General features: G+C 26.2%; 19 protein-coding genes. 4 read left to right on the forward strand and 15 right to left on the reverse strand.

Annotated elements, in window-relative coordinates; genetic code table 11:
* Positions 1-366 precede the first annotated feature (366 nt).
* The gene (hns, locus tag QMA81_03095) at positions 367-777 is read right to left on the reverse strand and encodes a DNA-binding transcriptional regulator H-NS (protein WHL25250.1); all 411 of its coding nucleotides are present in this window, start codon (positions 775-777) and stop codon (positions 367-369) included.
* A gap of 599 nt (positions 778-1,376) precedes the next feature.
* On the opposite strand from hns, the gene QMA81_03100 reads away from it, so the two are divergent.
* Entirely contained in the window at positions 1,377-1,955 is a 579-nt protein-coding gene (locus tag QMA81_03100) for a thymidine kinase (GenBank protein ID WHL25251.1), read from the forward strand.
* 568 nt (positions 1,956-2,523) lie between these two features.
* On the opposite strand, the gene cls is transcribed toward QMA81_03100, so the two are convergent.
* On the reverse strand, positions 2,524-3,993 hold the full coding sequence (cls, locus tag QMA81_03105; protein WHL25252.1) for a cardiolipin synthase: 1,470 nt from the start codon (positions 3,991-3,993) through the stop codon (positions 2,524-2,526).
* An 848-nt stretch (positions 3,994-4,841) separates the two neighbouring features.
* Between cls and QMA81_03110 the strand changes: the two genes are divergently transcribed.
* A complete protein-coding gene (locus QMA81_03110; protein WHL25253.1) occupies positions 4,842-5,468 on the forward strand; it encodes a TonB family protein in 627 nt (208 codons plus the stop codon).
* A gap of 150 nt (positions 5,469-5,618) precedes the next feature.
* On the opposite strand, the gene QMA81_03115 is transcribed toward QMA81_03110, so the two are convergent.
* The 8 genes from QMA81_03115 to ribA all read right to left on the reverse strand — a co-directional run bounded on the left by QMA81_03115 (position 5,619) and on the right by ribA (position 16,493).
* A complete protein-coding gene (locus tag QMA81_03115) occupies positions 5,619-6,356 on the reverse strand; it encodes a YciC family protein (GenBank protein ID WHL25254.1) in 738 nt (245 codons plus the stop codon).
* Between the two features lie 283 nt (positions 6,357-6,639).
* Entirely contained in the window at positions 6,640-7,470 is an 831-nt protein-coding gene (gene trpA, locus QMA81_03120; GenBank protein ID WHL25255.1) for a tryptophan synthase subunit alpha, read from the reverse strand.
* A 1-nt stretch (position 7,471) separates the two neighbouring features.
* Positions 7,472-8,662 (reverse strand): tryptophan synthase subunit beta, encoded by a 1,191-nt coding sequence (gene trpB, locus QMA81_03125; protein ID WHL25256.1) that lies wholly within the window; start codon positions 8,660-8,662, stop codon positions 7,472-7,474.
* A gap of 46 nt (positions 8,663-8,708) precedes the next feature.
* A complete protein-coding gene (gene trpCF / locus QMA81_03130) occupies positions 8,709-10,079 on the reverse strand; it encodes a bifunctional indole-3-glycerol-phosphate synthase TrpC/phosphoribosylanthranilate isomerase TrpF (protein WHL25257.1) in 1,371 nt (456 codons plus the stop codon).
* Between the two features lie 4 nt (positions 10,080-10,083).
* Positions 10,084-11,088 carry an anthranilate phosphoribosyltransferase gene (trpD, locus tag QMA81_03135; GenBank protein ID WHL25258.1) on the reverse strand — a complete coding sequence of 335 codons (1,005 nt, stop codon included), beginning with the start codon at positions 11,086-11,088 and terminating at the stop codon, positions 10,084-10,086.
* A 1-nt stretch (position 11,089) separates the two neighbouring features.
* Positions 11,090-11,689 carry an aminodeoxychorismate/anthranilate synthase component II gene (locus tag QMA81_03140; GenBank protein ID WHL25259.1) on the reverse strand — a complete coding sequence of 200 codons (600 nt, stop codon included), beginning with the start codon at positions 11,687-11,689 and terminating at the stop codon, positions 11,090-11,092.
* Between the two features lie 3 nt (positions 11,690-11,692).
* Positions 11,693-13,255 (reverse strand): anthranilate synthase component 1, encoded by a 1,563-nt coding sequence (locus tag QMA81_03145; protein ID WHL25260.1) that lies wholly within the window; start codon positions 13,253-13,255, stop codon positions 11,693-11,695.
* A 2,638-nt stretch (positions 13,256-15,893) separates the two neighbouring features.
* Positions 15,894-16,493 carry a GTP cyclohydrolase II gene (gene ribA / locus QMA81_03150; protein WHL25261.1) on the reverse strand — a complete coding sequence of 200 codons (600 nt, stop codon included), beginning with the start codon at positions 16,491-16,493 and terminating at the stop codon, positions 15,894-15,896.
* Between the two features lie 1,695 nt (positions 16,494-18,188).
* Here ribA and QMA81_03155 point away from each other — a divergent pair.
* Together QMA81_03155 and QMA81_03160 are read left to right on the forward strand one after the other, a co-directional pair.
* The gene (locus tag QMA81_03155) at positions 18,189-18,986 is read left to right on the forward strand and encodes an SDR family oxidoreductase (protein ID WHL25262.1); all 798 of its coding nucleotides are present in this window, start codon (positions 18,189-18,191) and stop codon (positions 18,984-18,986) included.
* 210 nt (positions 18,987-19,196) lie between these two features.
* Positions 19,197-19,835 carry an MBL fold metallo-hydrolase gene (locus tag QMA81_03160; GenBank protein WHL25263.1) on the forward strand — a complete coding sequence of 213 codons (639 nt, stop codon included), beginning with the start codon at positions 19,197-19,199 and terminating at the stop codon, positions 19,833-19,835.
* Between the two features lie 108 nt (positions 19,836-19,943).
* Here QMA81_03160 and QMA81_03165 read toward each other — a convergent pair whose 3' ends face one another.
* The 5 genes from QMA81_03165 to QMA81_03185 form a co-directional block, all read right to left on the reverse strand.
* Positions 19,944-21,167, reverse strand: coding sequence for an amino acid aminotransferase (locus QMA81_03165; GenBank protein WHL25264.1), 1,224 nt, complete (start codon positions 21,165-21,167; stop codon positions 19,944-19,946).
* 219 nt (positions 21,168-21,386) lie between these two features.
* On the reverse strand, positions 21,387-22,793 hold the full coding sequence (gene asnS / locus QMA81_03170; GenBank protein WHL25265.1) for an asparagine--tRNA ligase: 1,407 nt from the start codon (positions 22,791-22,793) through the stop codon (positions 21,387-21,389).
* A 244-nt stretch (positions 22,794-23,037) separates the two neighbouring features.
* Positions 23,038-23,556, reverse strand: a complete 519-nt coding sequence (gene fabA, locus QMA81_03175) for a bifunctional 3-hydroxydecanoyl-ACP dehydratase/trans-2-decenoyl-ACP isomerase (GenBank protein WHL25266.1) — start codon at positions 23,554-23,556, stop codon at positions 23,038-23,040.
* A 735-nt stretch (positions 23,557-24,291) separates the two neighbouring features.
* Positions 24,292-24,609, reverse strand: coding sequence for a heat shock protein HspQ (gene hspQ / locus QMA81_03180; protein WHL25267.1), 318 nt, complete (start codon positions 24,607-24,609; stop codon positions 24,292-24,294).
* Between the two features lie 209 nt (positions 24,610-24,818).
* On the reverse strand, positions 24,819-25,142 hold the full coding sequence (locus QMA81_03185; protein ID WHL25268.1) for a TusE/DsrC/DsvC family sulfur relay protein: 324 nt from the start codon (positions 25,140-25,142) through the stop codon (positions 24,819-24,821).
* Between the last annotated feature and the right edge of the window lie 274 nt (positions 25,143-25,416).

Consider the following 25,416-nt stretch of genomic DNA (forward strand, 5'->3'; position numbering starts at 1 on the left):
AATGTCAATCTGTCAATAATGCAGATGATAAAGTTGTGACTGATATTGTAAGTGTAGATAGATAATGAAATTTATCGATAATACTGAAAAATAGGAGTATATATTCATATTCAGTTAAAATGTTATAATAGCTCAGTAAAGAGGTAACTGTTAAGTAATGATTGTTTTGAGAACATGTCTAATAGTATTTTACATATGTATATAAATATTATATAATACAGCTTATTACTCTAATTACTGGATGTTAATTTTTATAAAATAATTATGAATATTGTGTGTTCGTATTTATATAAAACAAAGAGCTTAATAATATGATCAAAAGCCCTTTGGTTTTACATTAAATATAAAATACAATAGTACTATTAATTATAGTAGAAAATCTTCTAACTTTTTCAGTTTTTCATCGATAGCTTTCTTAATAATTGAGGGTGTACGCCCTTGTCCAGTCCAGGTTTTAATTTCACCATATTTATTGGTATACTGATATTTTGCTGGGCGAGTTGCACGTTTATTTTTATGAAATAATTTAGTAGTAGTACTTAAATTTTGTAATAGTTCATTGGGATCTATTCCATCAGCTATAAGCATATCGCGGTATTGTTGTAATTTTCGAGCATGTTCTTCTATTTCAGCTTGAGCTTGATTGTTTTCTTCTCGGCGCTCATTAACAATTATTTCTAATTTTTCTAACATTTCTTCTAATGTTTTAAGAGTATATTCTCTAGCTTGCGCTCGTAACGTGCGTATATTATTAAGAATTTTTAATGCGTCGTTCATTGATTTAATCTCAAATGTTATAAATAACAAATCTATTGATAAGGATAGAGCGCTAATTTATTTTCTGCAATACCTAGAGTGTTTTAATTTATAAATAATTCTATTATATTTTGTATTAACAGGTCATTATATATAGAGTCATAAATATAAGTAAAGTATTGTGATATGTTATTAAAAATTTTTATTAATTTAATTAAATAAACTGATATATTTTTATAAAAATTTTTAATCATTATTTAATTAAATGATTATTTTTTTATTTATAAAAATTTTAAATATAAATAATAGTTATTTGTTAATTTTTAGTTATTTTTATTAGAGATATAGAATCTTTTTAGATATAGAGTATTTATTTACTTAAATTATTGTTTTATATGTAAAGTATAGAATGATTTTAAGGTATATACGTAGTATTGTAAAAGTGTTTGTATTAGATAGAATCTGAAATATATTACATTAAAATTAATGTAATATATATATAAAATATTTTATTTATAAATTTCACAGCTAAATTAGTTGAATAAGCTTGTTTTTAACATAATAGAATTATGTTATGTGAATTATATTCCAATGCTGTGATTTAGTTAGGATTTTAATTTATGGCGCAATTGTATTTTTATTATTCTGCAATGAATGCCGGAAAAACTACTGCATTATTACAGTCTTCTTATAATTATCAGGAACGAGGCATGCGTACTGTGCTATATACCGCTGCAATGAATCATAAAAATTGTAGAAATGAAAAAATTAAATCCCGTGTTGGATTAACTGCTTCTGCTAGAATATTTAATGTCAAAACTAATTTTTTTGATCAAATAGCAGCTATGTGTCAGAATGATTTAATACATTGTGTATTAGTAGATGAGTGTCATTTTCTTAATCGTGATCAAGTGACTGATTTAGGAAAAATAGTGGATACATTGAATGTTCCAGTATTGTGTTATGGTTTACGTACTGATTTTAAAGCTGATTTATTTCCAGGAAGCTTATGGTTATTAGCATGGGCGGACAAATTAATTGAATTAAAAACTATTTGTTATTGTGGACGTAAGGCCAATAGAGTCCTTAGGATTGATGATCAAGGTGTGGTAATCCGAGATGGTGATCAAATATTAGTTGGTGGTAATAATCGTTATGTTTCAGTATGTCGTAGGCACTTTTTGGAAAAATTTAAATGATTACTCTCATCTAATAAAAAGTATTTATCACAATAGATAAAAATATTTAGTTTTTGTATGTACAAATATCAATAAATACATAAATATTGAAAATATTAATATCTGTTATTTTTTGTTTTAAAAAGATATATTTTATAATATTAAAGATATTATAATGTTAAATCGAAAATAGTTATTATATGGATTATAGATTTTTAATTTCATTAATTTTTTATTTTATATTTAATATATTTTTATTATGATTTATGTTGTGGTTATTTATAACGTATAATGGTGTATATTATGTGCCATATTTAATTGTGTTATGTATATATAACGGTTAAGTGTTGTTTAATTTAATTATGAAATTAAGTACAAGCGTTAAATTGATGGTATTGAAGGGAACAAAATTTTTATTTGTAGCATATAAGTAATTTTATTATCTGTATAAATTAATTATAGTTATTAAGGTATGTTAGATTAAATAAAAGGAATATGTAGTTTTACTAAATATTACCATCACAGTTTTTATTGGTCAGCTTATTTTAAGTTGAGTGATATTGTTGATATTTAAGATTAAGATTAATTTTTATAATAAAGGACTTAAGAAATAAAATAGACGTTCAATAATACGTTCCCAGTAAGGACGGTTAGCCCAGGTTTGAGGATCAATTACTTTAGAGTGAGAAATATAGTTTTGTTGTGTTTTTTCTAGTTCATCACTAAATTCTTGGCTATCAATGACTAAAGTAATCTCAAAGTTTAACCATAGGCTTCGTGTGTCTAAATTTACTGTGCCTATCAAGCTTAATTGATGATCAACTAATACGCTTTTTACGTGCAGTAGTCCATTTTGGAATTGATGTATTAAAACTCCAGCTTTTAATAATTCGCTAAAAAATGCTCTACTAGCCCAACTTACTAGTACAGAGTCGTTGTGTTTTGGAATAATGATATGTACTTCTACTCCTCTTTGTGCCGCTGTACAAATAGCATGTAGTAAATCATCGCTGGGTACTAAGTATGGAGTAGTAATTATAAGTTTTTTACGGGCTTCATATAATGATATTAGTAATATTTGATGAATTATTCCTTCTGGACATCCTGGTCCAGAAGGAATAATTTGAATGGTGTGGCCTGTTGGTATTAATTTTTGCGCTGTCACTACGCGAGTATTTAATAATATTGGTAATAATATATGTTGTCCTGTTTCGATTTCCCAATCAGAAGAAAATATTATGCTCATAACTGAAGTTGCAGGCCCGTCTATTCTAACCATAATATCAATCCATTGTCCAATTCCTATATTTTTTTTAAATAATTTCGGATCTACCATATTCATACTGCCAGCATAAGCAATGTGTTCATCAATTAATATCATTTTTCGATGTTGTCGTAAGTCCATTCGTCTCCAAAAGATTCGTAGTAAATTTACATGTAGCGCTTCTACTACATTAACTCCAGCCTGTCGCATTATAGTAGGATATGGACTGTTAAAAAAACTAGCGCATCCAGCAGAATCTAATATAATACGGCATTGAATGCCTCTTTTGGCTGCTATAATTAATTTTTTTATAACATGATCTACTAATCCTCCAGATTCCCAAATATAAAATACCATATCAATACTATGTTGGGCTAATTCAATATCTTTGATTAAGGAGGTAATAGCATCATTAGTTGTTTTAAATAATTTTATTTGATTACCTTTTAAAGCACCTATTCCTTGACGATGTTCACAAAGTTTAAATAATGACGAAGCAATTGCACTGTGTTCAGTTGAAAAAATATGTTTATAGGTTTTTAATATTTGTATGCGACGTACAGTAGATAACCATGCCATTTTACTTCTAGTAGATCGTTGTTTACCAAGATTAGATTCTCCAAATAGCAGATATGTAATTATACCTATTAAAGGTAAAATGTAAATTACTAATAACCATGCCATAGATGATGGGACTGCTCGACGTTTTATTAAAACTCGAAATGTAACTAACGCGATTAATAACCAATAACTGCATAAAAAAATACAATTTAAAATGGTATACATCGCGATCATGATTATAGTAAATCCTATTTGGAACGTTTGTGGAATATTTTTAACAAAAGGCTATGTGATTATTATTGAATGTTTATTTCGTGATAAATCTTATAATTGTATAAGAGACTTATATATCTATAACAATCAAATTTTTATCGGTAAAATATATTGATTAAATGTTAATAAATTTTTTATTAATAATGTTGATTTTGTTACGTTGTCACAAACCATAAAACATATGATAATTGCATGAAATTTTTTGTATATTAAATAAAATAAACGGGTATTTTAATTATAAAATTAGTAATTATTGTTACATAAGTAACCAAAAATTTATGTATTATTAATGCTAAATTAGTATATAGTTAAAATCTAAAACTTGATATATGTGTTGGGTTAAAATTTTTTGATCTTAATTAATTATTGTTGATTTTATTAATATTTTTAGTAGAAAAAATATTTATTTATTTAATGAGTGTGAAAGAGTATTTTTAAAAAATAATGTATATAATATGTAAATTTAAAGTATTCTAAAAATATATTTTAATAGTATAAGAATGCTTGCATAAATAAATTATGAACATTTAAGTGAATTTGAACTGAAGACTATATGGTTACTATTTTAATGTATGTAATGAAAGAAACATGCAAAATATAAATGTGTTTTATATATAAAGTGATTAAATTTTTTAAAAAGTGTTAAGGAGCGTGCGTGATAGAGCATTATTTTTTATATAAAAGAATAAATTATTTAATTTGCATAATGCACTATGGGTTTTTTAAAAAATTTAATTATAAATAGTTACCGATGTACTTGGTACAAATTGCATGTGTCGATTTATTTTTGTGTTTTTTTATCATGTATAATGCATATATTTATAGTGAATATATTGTTGTACCAATTTTATCATGTTGTTAATAAGTCTATTTATATAGAAAAATCTAAAATATTTACCTTATCGTTTCCGAAACCTGATCAGGCTCTTCATACCTCATTGGAAGAAAATCAGTCATTAAAATTGTTAAAAAAAAATCATAATAAGTCAAACTCAAAAACTATAGTTCATTCAAAACAACAACAGATTGTAAATAATTCTAAAAATATATTAAATTCTAATAAAAATGTTTCTGTAGTTAAAAAAAATAATATGAACACTTCAGAGGTTACAGAACGTTCTATATCTTCTTTTAAAATAGATCATAATCAGAGTTATATATCGTCCTGTGTGATTAATCGTATGTATCCTGAATATCCTAATAAAGCAAAAATATTAGGTATAGAAGGAGTAGTTATTGTGCAATATAATGTTAGTATTAAAGGTAGAGTTGATAATATACGGATATTATCAGCTGTTCCTGCTGGTACGTTTGAAGAAAGTATTAGATCAGCTATGCGTTGTTGGGTATATGAGAAAAATAAGCCAGAAAAAGATTTAATTATTACTTTTAAATTTTGTTTAAATTCTAGTAAAAATTTTAGTGTCCGTCACTAAAATTTTTAAATAGTTTGTATATTTGTATGTTTTATGTGTAATAAGATAGTGATTTAAATTAAGTGAATTTATAAAAATATATCCATAAGACAGGATTTAAAATTAAAAATTAATAATACTGAATTATTTTTATTTTATAAACACGACAATTTATGGTGTCTTAATAATCATGTATAAACGATATAGATATATTAAAATGATTACAGATAATGCATTGTTAAGGCAGTTTACTAAAATTTTGGTAATAAATGTCCAATAATCGTAATGGTGGAATATAATTAATATTAGCACTGTTTTAATCAAAAACCATACTAATATTGGTGGTGTAATTAAATGAAAATTACGAGAACTGATTTTGATACTAAGGAATATGGATTCTATAACTGGTAAATTATCAGTAATAACTATAACCGGAGTTAAACTTATAATAATAGCTAATACAATACCCGGAATAATTGCAGTCATAAGCCCTAATTGTATAAATAATGTAGTATAAAATATTAGCAATAAGAATTTTGGAAATATTAACATTGCTGATGTAATAATGTTTCCTATGCTTAAATGTTGATTACTTTTATTAGCGGTAGATATTAGATGTAACATAGTTAGTATACTTCCAAATAAAAAGGTATTACTCAACATTTTAGAAATACTATTAGCAGCAGATAATCTAAATAAAATGTACTGTTGATCTACTGATAATTCTTTGATCACGTTACGTAATCCTATTTCAGTAAAATTATTCATGAATATAAGTTCTTCTTGCTTTGGCAATAAAATGTAATCTAGACAAATTTGAATTACTGTTGTAATCAATATTAATGTTGTAATATTAGCACAATAATTATGAATAAAATGCAATACATTTCGAGATAATTTAATTATCATAGTTTCTATAACTTTTCCTTCAAAAATTTTCAAAAAATAAAAAATCATATTTTTTGAAATGAAATTAATGAGACATGATTAAGTTATTTTATAATTTTTAGTAGCATTAATAGTTTATAACAAATTGAGCATTTTTATTTTGATGTTTCATATTTTGTATAACGAATATAATACTGTTGTTATTTATTATATTATATTAATAATGACATGTAATAACATGTATTAATTGATGTTAAGTGCTCGTTTTTTATAAGAATTAAATGATAAATGTGATATGTATCATTTAATTTGTGTGAAAATACATAGACATTTTCATTAGACATACTAATTTTTTTAATTTTTTTAGCGTTAATTCTAGATTAGATATATTTTCTTCAATAATTCTTGCAATTTCAGAACCGGAAATAATTCCAGAGGTGCCTAATGATAGTGATTCTTGAGCTTGCAGTGGTGTATGTATACCAAAACCTTGTAGGATAGGTATTTTTTTTTCTTGTTTTTTAATATATTGAATTAAATTATGTAAAACAGTAGTGTTAATTGTTTTTTTGTTAATTTCAATCCCAGTTACTCCGGGACGGGATAATAAATAGATATATCCGAGTCCTTGTCTTGTAATTTTATGTATTAATTCTTCAGTAGCATTAGGCGGACAAATAAAGATATGTGCTATTTTATGTTGTATGGCAGCTTTATAAAATGGTAGGCTTTCTTCTATAGGAAGATCAGGAATTAGCACAGAATCTATATCTAGTTCTGAGCAATGTGAATAGAAATTATTAATTCCATTTTTAAAAACTAGATTTGCATAGATTAATAGCCCGATAGGTAAATTTGGGTATTTATTGCGAATGTTTCGTAATATGATAAAACAATGTGAAAAATTTATACCTGATTTGAAGGCTCGTGCTATGCTTTTTTGTATAACAGGTCCATCTGATATAGGGTCAGAAAATGGTATGCCTAATTCTAATGCATCAGAACCTGATGAAATTAAAGTATCTATGATATGCATGAAAGAAATAGCATTTGGATCCCCTATAGTAATAAAAGGGACAAATGCTCCTGATTTATTTTGATTTAAACGTGTAAATAATTCTTGGTAACGATCCATTTTATGTTTCTCTTTGTTGTTGTAATACATTATTAACTGTATAAATATCTTTATCTCCACGTCCAGATAAATTAACTACTAAAATTTGCGTTTTATTTGGGTTTTTTTGAATTATTTTTAGCGCATGTGCTAAAGCATGAGCGGATTCTAGAGCGGGAATGATGCCTTCATGAGCAGATAATTTCTTAAAAGCTGCTACGGCTTCTATATCATTAACAGATACATATTTCACTCGACCAGTTTGTTTTAGGTAAACATGTTCTGGTCCAACAGATGGGAAATCAAGGCCAGCAGAAATAGAATAGGAATTGTTTATTTGTCCATCTGAAGACTGTAGGATTGAGGTTTTCATACCAAAATAAATTCCTATGTTTCCATGTTGTATAGCAGCGCCATGATATTTAGTATTTATTCCTAAACCCCCAGCTTCTACACCTAATAACTGCACTGATGGTGTATCAATAAAATCAGAAAATATTCCGATAGCATTAGATCCTCCTCCTACGCAAGCAATAATTGAATCTGGTAAACGTTGTTCATATTTTTGTATTTGTTTATATGTTTCTTTTCCAATAATACGTTGAAATTCTCTAACAATTGTGGGAAAAGGATGAGGGCCAGCAGCTGTACCGAGCATGTAATGAGTGTATTCATAAGTTTTAGACCATTCCCGTATAGCTTCATTACAAGCATCTTTTAAAGTTCCAGATCCATGATGTACTGGGATCACTTGTGTACCCATTAATTGCATTCTTAAGACATTAAGTTCTTGACGTTTTATATCTTTAGATCCCATATAAATACGACACTTTAATCCTAAAAGAGATGCTGCAATAGAGACAGCAACTCCATGTTGTCCAGCACCAGTTTCAGCAATTATTTCTTTTTTACGCATACGTTTAGCTAATAAAGCTTGTCCTAATACTTGATTAGTTTTGTGAGATCCTCCATGTAATAAGTCTTCACGTTTTAAATAAAGTTTAGCTTGTGTTCCTTTTGTTAAGTTTCTACATAATGTTAAAGGAGTGGGTCGACCAGCATAATGATTTAAAAGGTATTTAATTTCTTTTTGAAAATTAGGATCGTTTTGAGCTGATATAAATGCTTCTTCTAATTGAGTAAGAGCTGGTATTAGAATTTGTGGTACATACATACCTCCAAATTCACCAAAATAGGACTGTAATTTTATCATATTAATTATATTTGGTTCCTTTGGTTATTTTAAATGTATTAATTTTTTAATAAGAGCTTAGTATTTGAAATATTTTTACAAGTTTATTATGATTCTTGATGCCTGGTTTAATTTCAACGCCAGAATTAAAATCTAAACCTAAACAACCTATACTTGCTGCTTTTGTACAATTGTTTATTGTTAATCCTCCTGCTAAAATTATTTTTTCTAATTGCATATTAGAAAGAAGTGACCAATCAAAAGTTTGTCCGCTACCTCCGCCATTATCCACTAAATATCGGTCCACATTTAATATATTATACGATAATACAGGTCTATTATTCATATTAATACTCTTCCATATATGACATGTAATTGGTAGTTGTTTTCTTAAAATATTAATATAATCTTGATCTTCTGTTCCATGTAGTTGTACTGCTGATAAGTTTAGTATATTTACTATATTGATAATATAAGAAATAGTAGCATTACGAAATACACCAACATAGCTTAAATTTTTTACGTTAGAAACAATATGTTGTGCGGTAATGATATTTATATAGCGAGGTGAGGTAGAAACAAAAATTAATCCGCCATATATCGCCCCTAATTTATTAATAATGTAAGCATCATTAACTCGGGTTAGTCCGCAGATTTTATTCTCTCCTAAAATTAATTTTTTTACCGCTGTATCAATATGTGGTTGAGACATTAATATTGTTCCGATTAAAAATCCATTGACATATTGTCTAAGCTTTCTGATTTGACAATAACTATTAATACCAGATTCGCTAATTACTGTTATTGTACTGGGTATATATTTACTAAGAGTGATAGTACGATTTAGATCAACGGAAAGGTCATGTAGATTACGATTATTTATGCCAATAACTTTCGCTCCCAAATATTTAGCACGTTTTAATTCATTTTCGTTTACTATTTCTGTCAATATACCCATACGTAATGTATGGGTTATTTTAGCTAATTTTTTATAAGTTGCGTCATCTAAAATTGATAACATTAATAAAATGGCATCAGCTTGATGTAACCGTGCAAAGTATATTTGCCATTCTGAAATAAAAAAGTCTTTACATAATATTGGTTGTTCTACGATGTTACTCATTTGGTGTAAAATGTCAAAATTTCCATGAAAATATTTATCGTCAGTTAATACTGAAATAACTGAAGAATATTTTTTATAAGTTTGGGCTATTTGGATAGGACTAAAATTATTACAAATAATACCTTTAGAAGGTGATGCTTTTTTACATTCTAGTATAAATATTGTTTGTTTTTTTTTATTGGACACAGCATGATAAAAATCACGATTGCTTACTTGTATCTTATTTTTTAAAATATGTAACGGGTGTTGTTTTTTTTGTTTAGTTATCCATATTTTTTTATATGATAAAATTTCATCAAGTATTGTGTGTTGCATGATTTTATATCCTATTTTTTGATAAAGATAACAAACGATCATAGGGAATGCCACGATGTATTTTGTCTAGAGCTAATCGTGTGTTATCATATAAATTATTATATCCAAATAATTTTAATAATAATGCTACATTGGCTGCTATTACGGCAGAATGTGCAGGTTCTCCTTTTCCTTTTAGTAAATTAATTATGTATTCATGAGCTTGGTTTTTTGAATAACAGCATAGTGTTTCAATTGGGTAGGAATCTAATCCAAAATCTGATGCGGTTAAAATATAGTTGTTTATTATATTATTATGTAATTCTGCTATATGGGTAGGGGCATGCAATCCAACCTCATCTATTCCTCCGCAATGCGCTACTATTGCGTGATCATATTTAAGTAATTTCAATACTTGAATCATAGGTGATAATAATTCTTTTTTGTATACACCAATCAGTGTTAATGAAGGTTTAGATGGATTAATTAATGGACCTACTATATTAAACAGTGTGGGAGTTTTTAATTGTTTGCGTATAGGCATTATGCGAGATAAGACTTTGTAGTATTGAGGAGCATACAAAAAACATATACCTAGTTCATCAAAATTTTTACGTGTTTGTTGCACATTTTTTTTTATATGTAAAAAATCATATTTTTTTAAAAAATCCATTGATCCTGTTAGACTAGATATACTGCAATTGCCGTGTTTAATAATTTTTGCACCACAAGTTGAAGCAACAATAGCGCTTGCTGTAGAAATATTAATAGTATTACTATTATCTCCTCCAGTGCCTGTGATATCTGCAAATAAGTTATTTGGGCGTGGGAAAGGTTTAGCATGAGTTAATAATATATTTACAGCGCCTATGATTTCTTCGCATGTTTCTCCACGTGTTTTCATACTAATAAGTGCAGCTGCTATTTGTATAGAAGATAATTTTTCTTTTATTATGTTATAAAATAGGTTTTCACTTTGTTTTTGGTTGATGCTCTTACCTTGATATAAAATTTCTAGGATATCTTGCATATTATTTTTTTCCTTGTGATGAACATTTTGCCCATGTAATAGTTTGTTTAATGAGTTGTGTGCCATGGGTGGTTAAAATAGATTCAGGATGAAATTGAAATCCACAAATTCGATCAGAATCATTACGTACTGCCATTGCTATATGTTTATTGTAATAGGCATTAATTTTTAAATTATTTGGTATATAATTACCTATTAGTGAGTGATATCGTCCAACTAAAAATGGGTTTGGTATATTAGAAAACATAGCTAAATTATCATGGTATATTAAAGAGGATTTACCATGAAAGATCTTTTTTGATTGAGATATACGTCCTCCATAAAATTCTATGATAGCTTGATATCCCAGACAAATTCCAATGATTGGAATTTGTCTAATTAGTTGTTTTATTAACTGAGTCATGCATCCAGCTTTACTGGGGGATCCAGGTCCTGGTGATAACATCAAAATTGGGTTTATCATACTTGATAGGGTGTTTGTGATTATTGATATTGGTAATTTATTGGCATATATTAATACTTTGTGTCCATCATCACGTAACTGATCTACTAAATTATACGTGAATGAGTCAATATTATCTAATAATACTATGTTGCTCATTTGTTAAAATAACTCCTCAGAAGCATGTGCTATAGCAATGGCCCGTAAAACAGCTCGAGCTTTATTCCGGCTTTCATCTGCCTCTGATTGAGGTATGGAATCTATCACTATGCCAGCACCTGCTTGTACTGTAGCTATTTGATTCGTAACATAAGCTGATCGTATAATAATGCATGTATCTAAACTTCCAGAACCAGTTAAGTATCCAATAGCGCCGCCATAAGTATTACGACGCGTACCTTCTACTTCGTAGATAAGCTGCATAGCTCGGATTTTAGGGGCTCCAGTTAATGTACCCATATTCATACATGCTCGATAGGCATGTAATACATCAAGATCATGGCGTAATTCTCCTACTACTCTAGACACTAAATGCATAACAAAAGAATATCTATCTACTTTTAACAAATCAGCTACATATCGACTACCTGCTTTGCAGACCCGTGCTAGATCATTTCTTGCTAAATCCACTAACATTAAATGTTCTGATAATTCTTTATGGTTTAATCGCATCTCTAATTCTATTCGGTTATCTGAATCTGTATCTAATGTTCCGTCAATATGATAAGTTCTAGCTCGTGTTCCGGCGATGGGATAGATTTCAATTTGCCGAGTATCTGCATTATATTTTAAAGAACTTTCTGGAGACGCCCCGAAAAGTGTAAATATCATGTCTTGCATAAAAAACATGTAAGGACTGGGGTTGTTAGTTTTTAATATATGGTATGCTGCTAATGGTGAGGGGCATGGAAGGAAAAAACGTCGTGAAGGGACAGCTTGTAAAATTTCTCCTTGACGTATAGCTCGTTTTATTTTACGTATAATTTTTTTATAATTTTCGTCATTTGGATTACATCGTAGTGTCATATTATGTACTTTTTGATATGGAATAGTTTGAGGTGTTTGATTGAGTTGGGTTTTTAATTGGTTCATTCTAGTTTTTAGTCTATTTTTTTCTAAAGTGTTTGAACTAAACAAAGTACTTTGTAATAAAGCAGTATGTTGTTGATGATCAAAAATTAATAATGTTTCAGCTAAGTAGAAACAGTAGTCTGGGCATGCATAAGTATTAATTAATTTAGGAAAAGATTCAAAACAAGATATTAAATCATAAGAAAATAGGCCACCTAAAAATATGGCTTTAGGAATAGTTTTAAATGGTTGTGTTATCATTAACAATGATCGTAAACAGTCAAATATTGAAATTGATCGCAAACGCGTGTCTTCATCGATCATTGTTTGTATTGGAGGAAATATTAATTTGATTTTATCAACAGTTTTGTTAATTTTTACTTGTACTGGGAAAGTTTTCCCTAGTAATGGGAGTAGACTTGCACCATTTTTAGTGAGCGCTTGTATGGTAACGTGTGCTCCATAAGCGGTAATACGTAAGGCGCTATCAATAATCATCATGCTTTCTATGTTATGTTTTTTATTAATTTCTGATGATTCTAATAATAATGTTGAATTACGGTTATTACATAATTGGTTAAAAACCGCCGCAGGATTAGAATGGTAGCGTACTTGAAGATTTGAACATTCTATATGAATTTTTTTAAATTCCATTATTTAATTTTCCAGTTATTTATTAAGACCTCATATATATTAACGGTTTGATTGAAATATTTTCAAGCATATTAAACGTTCTAAATAACTGTTTAATTGCTATTAAATGGTTAGGTAAGTAGAAGAAGCAGTTTTGTATTAATATGATTAAGTATTTACTTTATAAAGATATGAATACGAATTATCTTAGTATTACTATCTTTTTTTTAAATGTCAAATAACAATGATTTCAAAGGTAGCAAAAATTGTCTATTGAATATAATTTTTTATGTGTTATTACAGTAAGTAATTATGTGTTGTAGTTTTTACAGTATAATTGTTTTGATAAATGTAAATACTAAATTATATTTAATTATTTTAATAATTATATATTATTGCATTTCATAAATATATTGAAATAAAAATCATAAATATATGAAAGTACATGCTTATACTATATATATTTTTGATGGTTTCAATGTGTGTTATATATAAATAGTTATTATTTTGGTTTTGTATAAATTGAATTTTGATTATTATATAATTTTAAACCAAATATTATACAGTTTTTCTTTTAGTTAATGGTATAGTTAAGAAGTTAATAAATATTAAAATAAAATAGTAATAAATAGGTGTTATGATTTTTGTTTTATTTTTTATAAATTTAGTATCAATTAAGTAATGTTAATATAATTATAAAGAGATATAATAATAATTAAATTAAAATTTAATAAAAATTTTTAATGAGTATTTATTAAATTTAATATATAAAGATCTAACAAATTTTAGATTATTAAATATTTATATAAAGTTTGGGGTTAGGTTTCACTACTAAATAGGGGGTATTTGTATATTTAATTTAATCGAGTATATAATTGAATATGGTTTGATAAAATCATTTTTGTAGTAAAGAAAATAAAATTGATGTGTTTGTTTTTATTTTTGTTTATATGTATATGAAATTTATGGAGCATTGATAGGTTCATTGTTTTAAACACATGTTAATTATTATTTTGTTTAAAAAGTGATTTTTTATAAATATTAAGAATATATACTAAAGATATGATTTATTTATTGAGAATATGAGGTATTTTGAATTAGTTGTATAAAATAATGACTGATAATAATTAAAAAATCTATCTAATTATATTAATAATTGTCATGATTACTTATCATAGATTTTTTTGTTTAATTGGTTTTTGAATATAGATTATTTGTATAGAAATATATGATAAATACTTTTACATAAAATAAACAAAGTTTATGGTACATAGAGTATGGTATGGAATACTATTCCATTATATAAAATAATCCATTAAAAGTCTTTATGATGTTTGAAATATGTATTGATTAATAGGATTCTATTATGGACAGTAATATCTTTTATTTTTATTTTAGTAAATAAGTAATTTTAATAGATATGTAGAGAATAAGTATCTATTTTGGAATGGAGCTATTTTGGGTTTATAGAATATTCTAAGACATTAATTAAAGTGTAGATTATTTTCATAGCATTGAATATATTTTCAGATAAAATTATGTAGTTTACGTATATATATGTAATGCGATAAATAATTTATATATCTATTAGATAAATTAAATAAAATATAAATCTATAATAATTACGTTTAAGTATTAAATAAAGTTTAATGATATATGGACATATATTTCACTTATTTTAAGTAAAGTGTAAAATAGATTAATAATAGAAGTTATGATTGTATTAAGTATATCTAATGTTATTAGGTATCGCTAGATAGATTGGTCGTTAATTATATCAACAAACATTTTAAAAAATGTTGATTAATTTTATTGTTTGAAGGGTTCGTATTTTTAATATTATTTATTTTAAATCTTGGTTGTATGTATCTTAAGATATATAAAATTAAGAAAGTAAATTTTAAAATTTTTTATGATTAATCAATATGATTTAATCATGGTTAATTGATAGTTTAGTATTATTAGAATTATTTTTCATATATCTTAGATAATATTTACAAATAGAGTTGATAACTAAAAAATTATTATTTTAGAATTAATTTTAATTTTAATTGAATTGTAGACGTAAAAAGTGTAAGGGATGCAGATTGAAATGGGGAGTATATAATTTATTTATTTTATGAATAAAAGGTAATGCGTATTCAATCAATATATGATTGAATACTTTATGCAAATTAATATTTTATAATAGATTTCTTTGTAGAATAATAAAATGTAATAATATTATATGTGGATATTTGATTAAATTTTAATAAATAATATTTAATTTGCATAAATTTTAAAAATTATAGAACCAGTATTTTTGATCAATTTTATATAGATGAAAAAAAATGTTTATATAAAAAATTAAATTAAATATTAAAACTATAAATAGTTCATTATAATAGATTATTCATATCTATTTTTAATAGTTAGCATTTTTGGTATTGTTAAATATAATTTAATAGTATTTTTGAAATATAGTTTTAATGTAGGAAATATATATACATAAATTATACTTTGTAATAATTATTTATTTAAATAGATGAATATATGAAAATATTTCATCTATGATTAATGCATATATGAATTAATTGTAAAATAGTATTATATTACAGAATAATTTAGATCATTTTGATGATGTTATATAATAATTAATATTTAATTGTATTGAGTTTTCTTATTTCTTATTAGTTATTAATAAATGTCCTAATTTGGTTGCTTTGGTGTCTAAATATCTAGAATTTTCTGGATTCCTTCCTACGATTAATGGAATTCGTTCTGTGATGTGAATACATGATGTATGTAAAATTTCTACTTTTTTTGGATTATTTGTTAAAATACGTATTTTTTTTACGCATAATAATTTTAAAATATCTGCACAAATGGTGAAATCTCGTTCATCAGGAGCAAATCCTAGACATTGGTTTGCTTCTACTGTGTCAGCTCCGCTGTCTTGTAATGCATAAGCTCTAATTTTATTCAACAATCCTATGTTGCGTCCTTCTTGTCGATGATAGATTAAAATACCACGTTTTTCTTCTGTAATACAATGTAATGCTGTTTTTAGTTGAAATCCACAATCACAGCGTGAACTAAATAAAGCATCACCTGTTAAGCATTCGGAATGTATTCGTGTTAATACTGGATCTGATCCAGTTATATCTCCGTATATTAATGCGACATGATTATGCCCGGTGAATTTTTCCTCAAATCCTACTACTAAAAAAGTGCCCCAAATTGTTGGTAATTTTGCTTCTGTCACACGCTTAAGTTGCATATTTGTTACCTCTTTAAAGATGTAATCAATAATATTTGTTTTTGTTAAAGAATAGATGGTTTCTTAACAGTCTCATCGCAGTGAAAAATATGTCATGTTATATGATAATTATATTATGGTTATTCATAGTACAATATATTTTTTAGTTAATAATGAATCATTCAGTATATATGATAATGGTATTATGATACGTATAATTACTAAAGTTTATTACGATAAATGTTATATGTTTTATCTGTATACAATATCTATAAAATGTATGAACGTTTTGTTATCAGTGATTTTTTTAAAACTATATGTGAAAGATGTTATTAATTAAATAATAAAAATTATATTATACAATTATAAATATGAATATCTTTTTATAAATTATAGAATTATAATCATGGAATGTATTGAACAGAACTTATGAATATTTATTATGGACTGTCGATTTAGGATAAGATTTTTAATATATATATAAGTAATACGTAATAATTGGTACTTACTTTTTAGCTATAGTTAATAACTGTAGATTAAAATAAATACTTTAATATTTAATTATATTTTAACAAAAATAAATTTTATTCCTACTTAAAGGTAGGATACTTGTTTATAATGTATGAATTAATATAGTAATCGGTAAAAATAGATCAAATTTACATTGTGATGATATGATATAATTGTAATTTTGTATATTTTATTTTTGTGTTTTAAATATTATTTTTAAGATATAAACGTGTAAAAATTGTAGAGGATACATAAATAAAAGGTTATGGATTTTTATATTTTTATAAAATTAATTAAATATAATTGCACAGATATTAAATATACATTTGATAATAAAAATAAATGATAACAATATTCAATAATATTTGATTTTAGATAATTTATTATGAGGTTTATACATAAAAAAAATAGAATCAAGATATAGTATATATACTATATAACGATTTAAAAAATTATTTTAATCATGATAAAAGAGTTATTATAAATTATTAATAATTGTGAACTGGTTGTGTAATATTACGATAGTTTGAAAATATATTATGAATTGGTATATGTAGTATAAAGGTAGTGTAGGTACGTAAATAAATAATATATTTTGTGTGTCAGTGAGTATATGCAGTTAGTTTGAAAATAAATTTAATGTGGTTAGGTTGAATTTTGGTGAATAAATTGATTAATATAAATAGAGTATTTTAAACTTTAATTATTAGTTATAGTGATTTAATAATTTATTTAAATACTGGATTTTTCAGAAAATATTTTGTGAATTAATGGTGTTTAAATAAAAGTAAAATGGTGTAAATATAATTAAAATAATAGCGAGCAAATTTTGACGTATTTAATCATATTATATCTTTTTTGTAAATCAGAGTTATTTATTATTAAGTAATATGGTCTATTTACTTTTTTACGATAGAAATATTTTAATACTTTTTTAATACTGTATATACTTTGCTCATGTACTTTTATATTTTTAAAGTTATACATTCAATTATACAAATATTTATACATATTTTAGTTTTATATTGCTATAATGTCTATGTTTTTTGATTTTTTTTAAATATTTCAATGCTAATTTATATAATTAAGGGTAAAAATAATTTTATAAAAGTATAGTAATGATTGTTAGATTAATCTTAAATGATTTTTTTATTGAATATATTTTAATATTATTACAATAAACTGTTACAGTTTGGAGATGCAAGTATGGGATTGCTTAGTAATAAGCGGATTTTAATTACTGGAATGGCTAGCCATCGTTCAATAGCTTATGGTGTTGCTCAAGCTTTATATAGAGAAGGAGCTGAATTAGCTTTTACTTACCATACCAATAAATTAAAATTAAGAGTACAAGATTTGTCTAAAAATTTTGATTCTGATATTATATTACCATGTGATGTATCTGAGGATTATTGTATAGATCAACTATTTATTGAATTGAAAAAAAAATGGCTAACTTTTGATGGGTTTGTCCATTCGATAGCATTTGCTCCTACTGAGCAGTTGCAAGGTGATTATGTTGATACTGTTACCCGTGAAGGTTTTGCGTTATCTCATATTATTGGTTCTTATAGTTTTGTAGGAATAGCTAAAGCATGTAGAAGCATGCTAAATGATAAGGCATCTTTAGTTACATTAACTTATTTGGGATCTGTACGTGCTATACCCCATTATAATGTAATGGGATTAGTTAAAGCTTCATTAGAAGCTAATACTCGTTATATGGCTAATGCTATGGGACCAGAGGGGATTCGTGTTAATGCCATTTCTTGTGGTCCTGTACGTACTTTGGCTTCTTCTGGTATTAAAAATTTTAAAAAGATGTTATCATCCTTTCAGCGACAATCACCTATGCGTCGTAATATTTCTATAGAAGAAATTGGAAATGTTGCTGCATTTTTGTGTTCTAATTTTTCATCTGGAATTACTGGGGAAATAATTTATGTTGATGGTGGGTTTAATATTGTTTCCACTATAGATGATCAAAATGACTTGTATAAATAATGGTGTATTGTCTTGAACAAAGGATTCATATTTGAATTCTTATAAAAAATTATATATATGAAGTTATTCCATTTTTTAAAAATTTTTGGGTTATAGTGTTTTTACATGAGAATATAGTATAAATTAAAAAATTTTTAATAAGTAACATTAAAATTATCGAACAATTTTTAATGCTAGATCTGATTTGTAAATAAAATAGGATATATAAATATGCAATATCATATTGTACCAGTTACTTCTTTTAATCAAAATTGTTCGATAATTTGGTGTGAAATAACGCATGAAGCAGCTTTGGTAGATCCTGGAGGAGAAACTAATAAAATACGATCAGAAGTGGATAAATTGGATGTGAAGATAGTTAAAATTTTATTAACTCACGGTCATATTGATCATGTAGGTAGCGCAGTTGAATTAAAAAAATATTATAATGTTCCAATAATAGGACCAAACAAAGCTGATCAGATATTGTTGGATAGTTTAATTGTTCAATGCAATATGTTGGGTGTGGATATTCCTAATAAAACTGTGTCAGTTGTTCCTGATTTTTGGTTAAAAGATGGGGATATAGTACAAGTAGGGTATGAAGTTTTTCATGTATTGCATTGTCCTGGACATTCTCCAGGGCATGTAGTGTACTGGAACAAAATACAGAAATTTATAATTATGGGAGATGTGTTATTTAAAGAAAATATTGGTCGAACGGATTTACCAGGAGGAAACATTGTATCTTTAATTAATTCTATTAAAAATAAGTTATTCCCGTTAGGAGATGACATTATTTTTTTACCAGGTCATGGTGCCCAATCTACGATTGGGCACGAGCGTGTAAATAATGCTTTTATAGTATGATTAAATTTATTTAGTCATACTCTTACATAGTAAAAGTTATAATATATAGTCTGTAAATAAACAGATCTTAATCTTTATAAATATTTTTATTAAAATTACGGGTTTTGTTTATTTGGATGTGGTTAAATTTCTATTTAGAGTTTTAATAATAGATCTACATACATAAACAATATTATCATTTGACAGTCCAGCTAAATTAATTCTTCCAGCACCTACTAGATACACGCCGAATGTATCTCGTAATTGCATTACTTGATTTTCATTTAATCCTATAAAAGAAAACATCCCACATTGGTTTTTAATAAAACTGAAGTCTATATTTTTATTATTATTTTTTAAAGTATTAAAAAATAATTTTCGCATATAATTAATATGTTCCCGCATGGTTTTTAGTTCTTCTTCCCATATAGAGCGTAATTTTTTGTTGTTTAATATTAAAGAAACAATAGATGCACCATGGGCTGGTGGATTAGAGTAATTACCGCGAATGATAACACGTAACTGACTTAACACTCGATTTGAATCATCGTTATTATTAGTTATTACGGTACATGCTCCTATTCTTTCATTGTATAATCCAAAATTTTTTGAATAAGAATTGCATACTATCAATTCTGGATTTTTTTTACAGAAAATATATAATCCTGTTATGTCTTCTTTCAATCCACGGGAAAATCCCTGATAAGCTAGATCAAACAAAGGTAACCATCCATTTTTTTCCGATAATTCTGACAGAATATTCCATTGTTCAGTATTAGGATCGATTCCTGTAGGATTATGGCAACAACAATGAAATAATACCACATCATTAGGTTTAACATTTTTTAAATTCGAATATAATTCGTCAAAATTTAGTGAATGAGTTGTATTATTATAATAAGGATAGGTACATATTTCCAATCCTGCAGCGGTAAAAATATTTTTATGATTTACCCAACTGGGAGAACTTATCCATATTCGTTTGGATTTAGTATTTTTTACTATAAATTCAGCTGCTATACGTAATGCACCAGTTCCTCCAGGTGCTTGAACGGTTCTTATGCGTTCTTTTGAAATAATAGAGCTATCATCATCATTTATGCCAAATAATAAACACTGAGTAGCCGTATTAAAAGAATGCATACCCTCTATGCTAAGATAATTTTTAGTGGTTTCATGTTTTAATAACCATTCTTCAGCTTGTTTAACGCTAGCTAAAACAGGAGTATTTTTAATTTTGTCAACGTATACGCCTATACCTAGATTTATTTTGTGTTTTCGTTCGTCAGCATCGTAAATTTCTGATAAACCAAGAATTGGATCAGCAGGTGCCATTTTAATAGACTTAAACATAACGTACATCCATATTTATTGTAATTATGCAGGGTTCTCTATTTATACCAAACCTATTATTGTTTTCCAACTATTAATATTATATTTTTTAATTTAAATGCAAAATATAATTAATTTTATAGTTTTAGATATCTATTATTTGTTATAGATTATTTATCTTTATTAATATTGTAATAACATATATTTTATTTATATAAATTCATATCAATATAAGTATTATTAAAAATTAATATTCTTTGGCACTCTAGGGAAAGGAATAACATCTCTAATATTTTTTATTCCTGTAACATATATCATCAATCTTTCAAAACCTAATCCGAATCCTGAGTGAGGTACTGTTCCGTATCGTCTTAAATCACGATACCACCAATAATTTTCTTGTGTTAAATTGTTTTCTTGTAATCTTTGATCTAATGATGATAACCTTTCTTCTCTTTGTGAACCTCCAATTATTTCTCCAATTCCAGGTACTAAAATATCCATAGATGCTACAGTTTGGTTATCATCATTTAAACGCATGTAGAAAGCTTTGATACTTTTTGGATAATTTTTTACTATTACGGGAGATTTAAAATATTCTTCTGATAAATATTTTTCATGCTCAGAGAATAAATCTGTTCCCCAATGTATTGGAATATTAAATTGTTTATTACATACTTTTAACAATTTTATTGCTTCAGTATACTCTATGCAGTTAAATTTAATATTAGTGAAATTTTCTAATCGGGTAACGATATTTTTATCTATTTTATCGGCAAAATATTTTATATCATCAGAACGTTCTTTAAGGAGTATGATGATTAGATTTTTAAGTAAAGATTCTGCTAAAACAATAATATCATCTAAGGTCATAAATGCTGCTTCTGGTTCTATCATCCAAAATTCAGATAAATGACGATTGGTATTTGAATATTCTGCTCTAAAAGTTGGACCAAAAGTATATACTTTTGATAATGCACAAGCATAAGCTTCAGCATTTAATTGACCTGATACTGTTAAAAAAGCTTCTTTACCAAAGAAATTATGGGTGTCATAAGTATTTGTTTTTTCTTGTGAATTATGTAAAATTTTCTGATTCTTTGAAGTAGAAACGCAGAACATTTTTCCATTTCCTTCAGTATCATATGCAGTAATTATGGGGGTAGGAACCCATATAAATCCTTGTTGGTGCATAAAGTTATGGATAGCTTGTGATAATGTATGTCTAATACGTGCAACAGCTCCAATTATATTGGTACGTGGTCTTAAATGAGAAACTTCACGTAGATACTTCATAGTGTGGTTTTTAGCTGTTATTGGGTAAGTGCTAGGATCTTCAATCCATCCTAGTATTTTAATATTTTTTGCAATTACTTCAATATGTTGCTTTGTTCCAATGGATTCAGATACGATTCCATCAATTGTAACTGAGCAACCACTAGTCAAATGTAATATTTCGTTTTTATAATTGTATAAATTATCGCACGCAATTATTTGTAGTGGGTCTATGCAAGAACCATCGTAGATATTAAGAAAGGAAATTTTAGCTTTAGAATCACGCCGGGTGCGAATCCAACCCTGTATAGTAACTGCAGTATTTTTTGATATATAACCGCACAATATATCTGCTACTGATACTACATTCATATTATAATCCTCCAAATTTTTTAAACTAATAATACTTTTGTGTTATTTTTAATTTAAATTTGAAAACATATAGTAATACATGTTCTCTTTGATTGAAGACATTACGATATATAGTTCATATAACTTTTTTGAGATATATTTGTGTCTTCGGTATAAATAATTATTAAAACTTAATACAGTATTTGATTTAATCAATATATATAATTTAAAGTATTTTCAATACTTTAAATTATATATAAGTATATCAGAATATTGTATTTTTTTTGAATAATCCAACTTTTAAGTCAGTTGCGGTATAAATTATTTTTCCATCACATAATACTTCACCATCAGCCATACCCATAGTTAGTTTTCTGTTAATAATTCTTCGGAAATGAACAAGATAAGTAACTTTTTTAGATGTAGGCAAAATTTGACCAGTAAACTTAACTTCTTTTACTCCTAAAGCACGGCCTTTTCCCTCTCCTCCAAGCCATCCAAGGTAGAACCCCACTAATTGCCACATAGCATCTAATCCTAAACATCCTGGCATAACTGGGTCTTTTATGAAATGACAATTAAAAAACCACATGTCTGATTGAATATCTAATTCTGCTTCTATAAATCCTTTATTATAATTTCCTCCATTTTTAGTCATTTTTATTACTCGATCCATCATAAGCATATTGGGAGCTGGCAGTGTAGGTCCATTTTTTCCAAATAGCTCACCTCTGCTAGAAGCTAATAGATCTTCCTTTGTATATGATTCACGCCTATTAATCATGGTATATCTCATTTTATGTATATCTCTTCTTATGTTAAAGATAATAAAATGTAACAATTATTAAATGTGAATACACTCTACGGTAAAAAACAGTTATTTTATAATATATAGTTGTTTTGTTAGATAATAAAAAATTTTTTATTAAAACAAAAATTTTAAGTTATTATGGTTCGATGAAATCTGGAGTGTTATATAAATATTTATAAATTAATTCTATTATATTTATTTTAGTCTGGAAATATTATTATTTATTAAATATATAATCATTTATTTGGAAAAGTATAATTAAATTTGATATATATTATGCGTAGAAAATATATATATTAAATATAAAGTATTGTAAAATATATCATTAATAATGATAATAATAGAATTAATTTATAATTTAACACGTTCATTATGTACTAAAATTTAATATAATGGCTGTAAGTTTAATGTTTAAGGTGGTAATTAATATATATAACATACACGGGTTTATAGTTTGTAAAACTATAGAGATGGTTAGTTAGGCTGTACATTTTAATTGTGCTTAATTATTGTGTTATTTATTAAATGAAATACTTAGTAATAGATAGGATAGGAAAGATATTACGAAAATTTAGATTAGATTAGATTATAGTAAACTATTATGTAGGGCAGTATGATGAAAATGTCGCTGGAAAAGTTAACATGGCGTAGAATGGTTGTATATCATAATATTTATTATATATAGTGGGTTTCATGATGTATGAGTATTTAATTTCTTAGTCTGGGTGTTTGAAGTTGCAAACGAATGGATGCAGAAAGTTCATCTAAAGTGCTTTGTTCTGGATGTATATGGGAATTTTCGTATCCTAATTGCACTTCTGCTAAATAAGTGTGTATAGGTTTTCCGTTTTCATCTTCCATCACAACATGATACCACGGAGATTTACGTAAAGTGTCATTTTTTGTAATTTCATCTAAAGTTGGTTTTTCAAGAGAATATTCTGGATCTATATCTATGACTACTCCTAAATATCCTAACAACTTATGTCGAACTTGTTGTCCAATTCCAAATTTACTAGTTATCATATAATCTCCTGTAAAATATTATCTATCAGGGACAATAGATATGGGGCAATATAATAAAATCAAGGGTAAATTATTATTAAGTAGATTAGATGTAAATAGAAAGTTATTGTTATTATTTAGTCTTAAATAAGTGTAATAGGTTTTTATTTAAATATTAAAATTTTTAAATAAAACAATTGGTCTTAAGTTTAAAAATAGTATTTGATATATTATAAGCATTTAACAGGTTTAGGTAGTCCTGAAATTTTTGCAATTTTTTGCGCTACAGATCCTTTTGGAAATAGTCTAACAAGAAATTGGCTATTTCCTTTTTCTTTACCATATTTAAGTGCTATGGCATTAATTAATATTCTGATTTTTGGTAACGCGTTAAATTCCATGTAGAATTTACGTACGAAATATATAATTTCCCAATGTATGGTATTCAGTGTAATGTCTTCTAATTTAGCTAGATAAATCGCAATGTCTTCATTCCAATCTTCAATACGTATTAAATAGCCTTGTTCGTTGATGTAGCGTTTATTTGACTGCATTTCACAATTCTCTCCTAAATTATTTAACTGTTATTATTGTTGAATAATAATGCTCAGAAAACAAGATAATATTTAAATTTAAATATGAACAGAATAAATATTCATTATTAGCATGCTTATGCTAATAATGATAAACTTTGTGTAATTTTATTATTAAATATATCTTATATATTAAGTTTAATATATACTTAATATTACTTTTAAATCATGTAACTAGATGTGATGCTATTGTTTATAGGAATTGTTTTTAAAATATTTAGCAATAGTTAAATAT

This window comes from Candidatus Blochmannia vicinus (assembly GCA_030020825.1).
In the GTDB taxonomy this organism is placed as follows: Bacteria; Pseudomonadota; Gammaproteobacteria; order Enterobacterales; family Enterobacteriaceae; genus Blochmanniella; species Blochmanniella vicinus_A.

Bases quoted from the DNA above. Each gene is read 5' to 3' on its own strand.
- fabA (WHL25266.1), bottom strand. From the start codon at position 23,556: ATGATTAATAGGCGTGAATCATATACAAAGGAAGATCTATTAGCTTCT.
- QMA81_03165 (WHL25264.1), bottom strand. From the start codon at position 21,167: ATGTTTAAGTCTATTAAAATGGCACCTGCTGATCCAATTCTTGGTTTA.
- trpD (WHL25258.1), bottom strand. From the start codon at position 11,088: ATGCAAGATATCCTAGAAATTTTATATCAAGGTAAGAGCATCAACCAA.
- QMA81_03110 (WHL25253.1), top strand. From the start codon at position 4,842: ATGCATATATTTATAGTGAATATATTGTTGTACCAATTTTATCATGTT.
- hspQ (WHL25267.1), bottom strand. From the start codon at position 24,609: ATGATAACTAGTAAATTTGGAATTGGACAACAAGTTCGACATAAGTTG.
- asnS (WHL25265.1), bottom strand. From the start codon at position 22,793: ATGAATGTAGTATCAGTAGCAGATATATTGTGCGGTTATATATCAAAA.
- trpCF (WHL25257.1), bottom strand. From the start codon at position 10,079: ATGCAACACACAATACTTGATGAAATTTTATCATATAAAAAAATATGG.
- QMA81_03140 (WHL25259.1), bottom strand. From the start codon at position 11,689: ATGAGCAACATAGTATTATTAGATAATATTGACTCATTCACGTATAAT.
- QMA81_03115 (WHL25254.1), bottom strand. From the start codon at position 6,356: ATGATAATTAAATTATCTCGAAATGTATTGCATTTTATTCATAATTAT.
- trpA (WHL25255.1), bottom strand. From the start codon at position 7,470: ATGGATCGTTACCAAGAATTATTTACACGTTTAAATCAAAATAAATCA.
- QMA81_03185 (WHL25268.1), bottom strand. From the start codon at position 25,142: ATGCAGTCAAATAAACGCTACATCAACGAACAAGGCTATTTAATACGT.
- ribA (WHL25261.1), bottom strand. From the start codon at position 16,493: ATGCAACTTAAGCGTGTGACAGAAGCAAAATTACCAACAATTTGGGGC.
- cls (WHL25252.1), bottom strand. From the start codon at position 3,993: ATGATCGCGATGTATACCATTTTAAATTGTATTTTTTTATGCAGTTAT.
- QMA81_03145 (WHL25260.1), bottom strand. From the start codon at position 13,255: ATGGAATTTAAAAAAATTCATATAGAATGTTCAAATCTTCAAGTACGC.
- QMA81_03155 (WHL25262.1), top strand. From the start codon at position 18,189: ATGGGATTGCTTAGTAATAAGCGGATTTTAATTACTGGAATGGCTAGC.
- hns (WHL25250.1), bottom strand. From the start codon at position 777: ATGAACGACGCATTAAAAATTCTTAATAATATACGCACGTTACGAGCG.
- QMA81_03100 (WHL25251.1), top strand. From the start codon at position 1,377: ATGGCGCAATTGTATTTTTATTATTCTGCAATGAATGCCGGAAAAACT.
- QMA81_03160 (WHL25263.1), top strand. From the start codon at position 19,197: ATGCAATATCATATTGTACCAGTTACTTCTTTTAATCAAAATTGTTCG.
- trpB (WHL25256.1), bottom strand. From the start codon at position 8,662: ATGATAAAATTACAGTCCTATTTTGGTGAATTTGGAGGTATGTATGTA.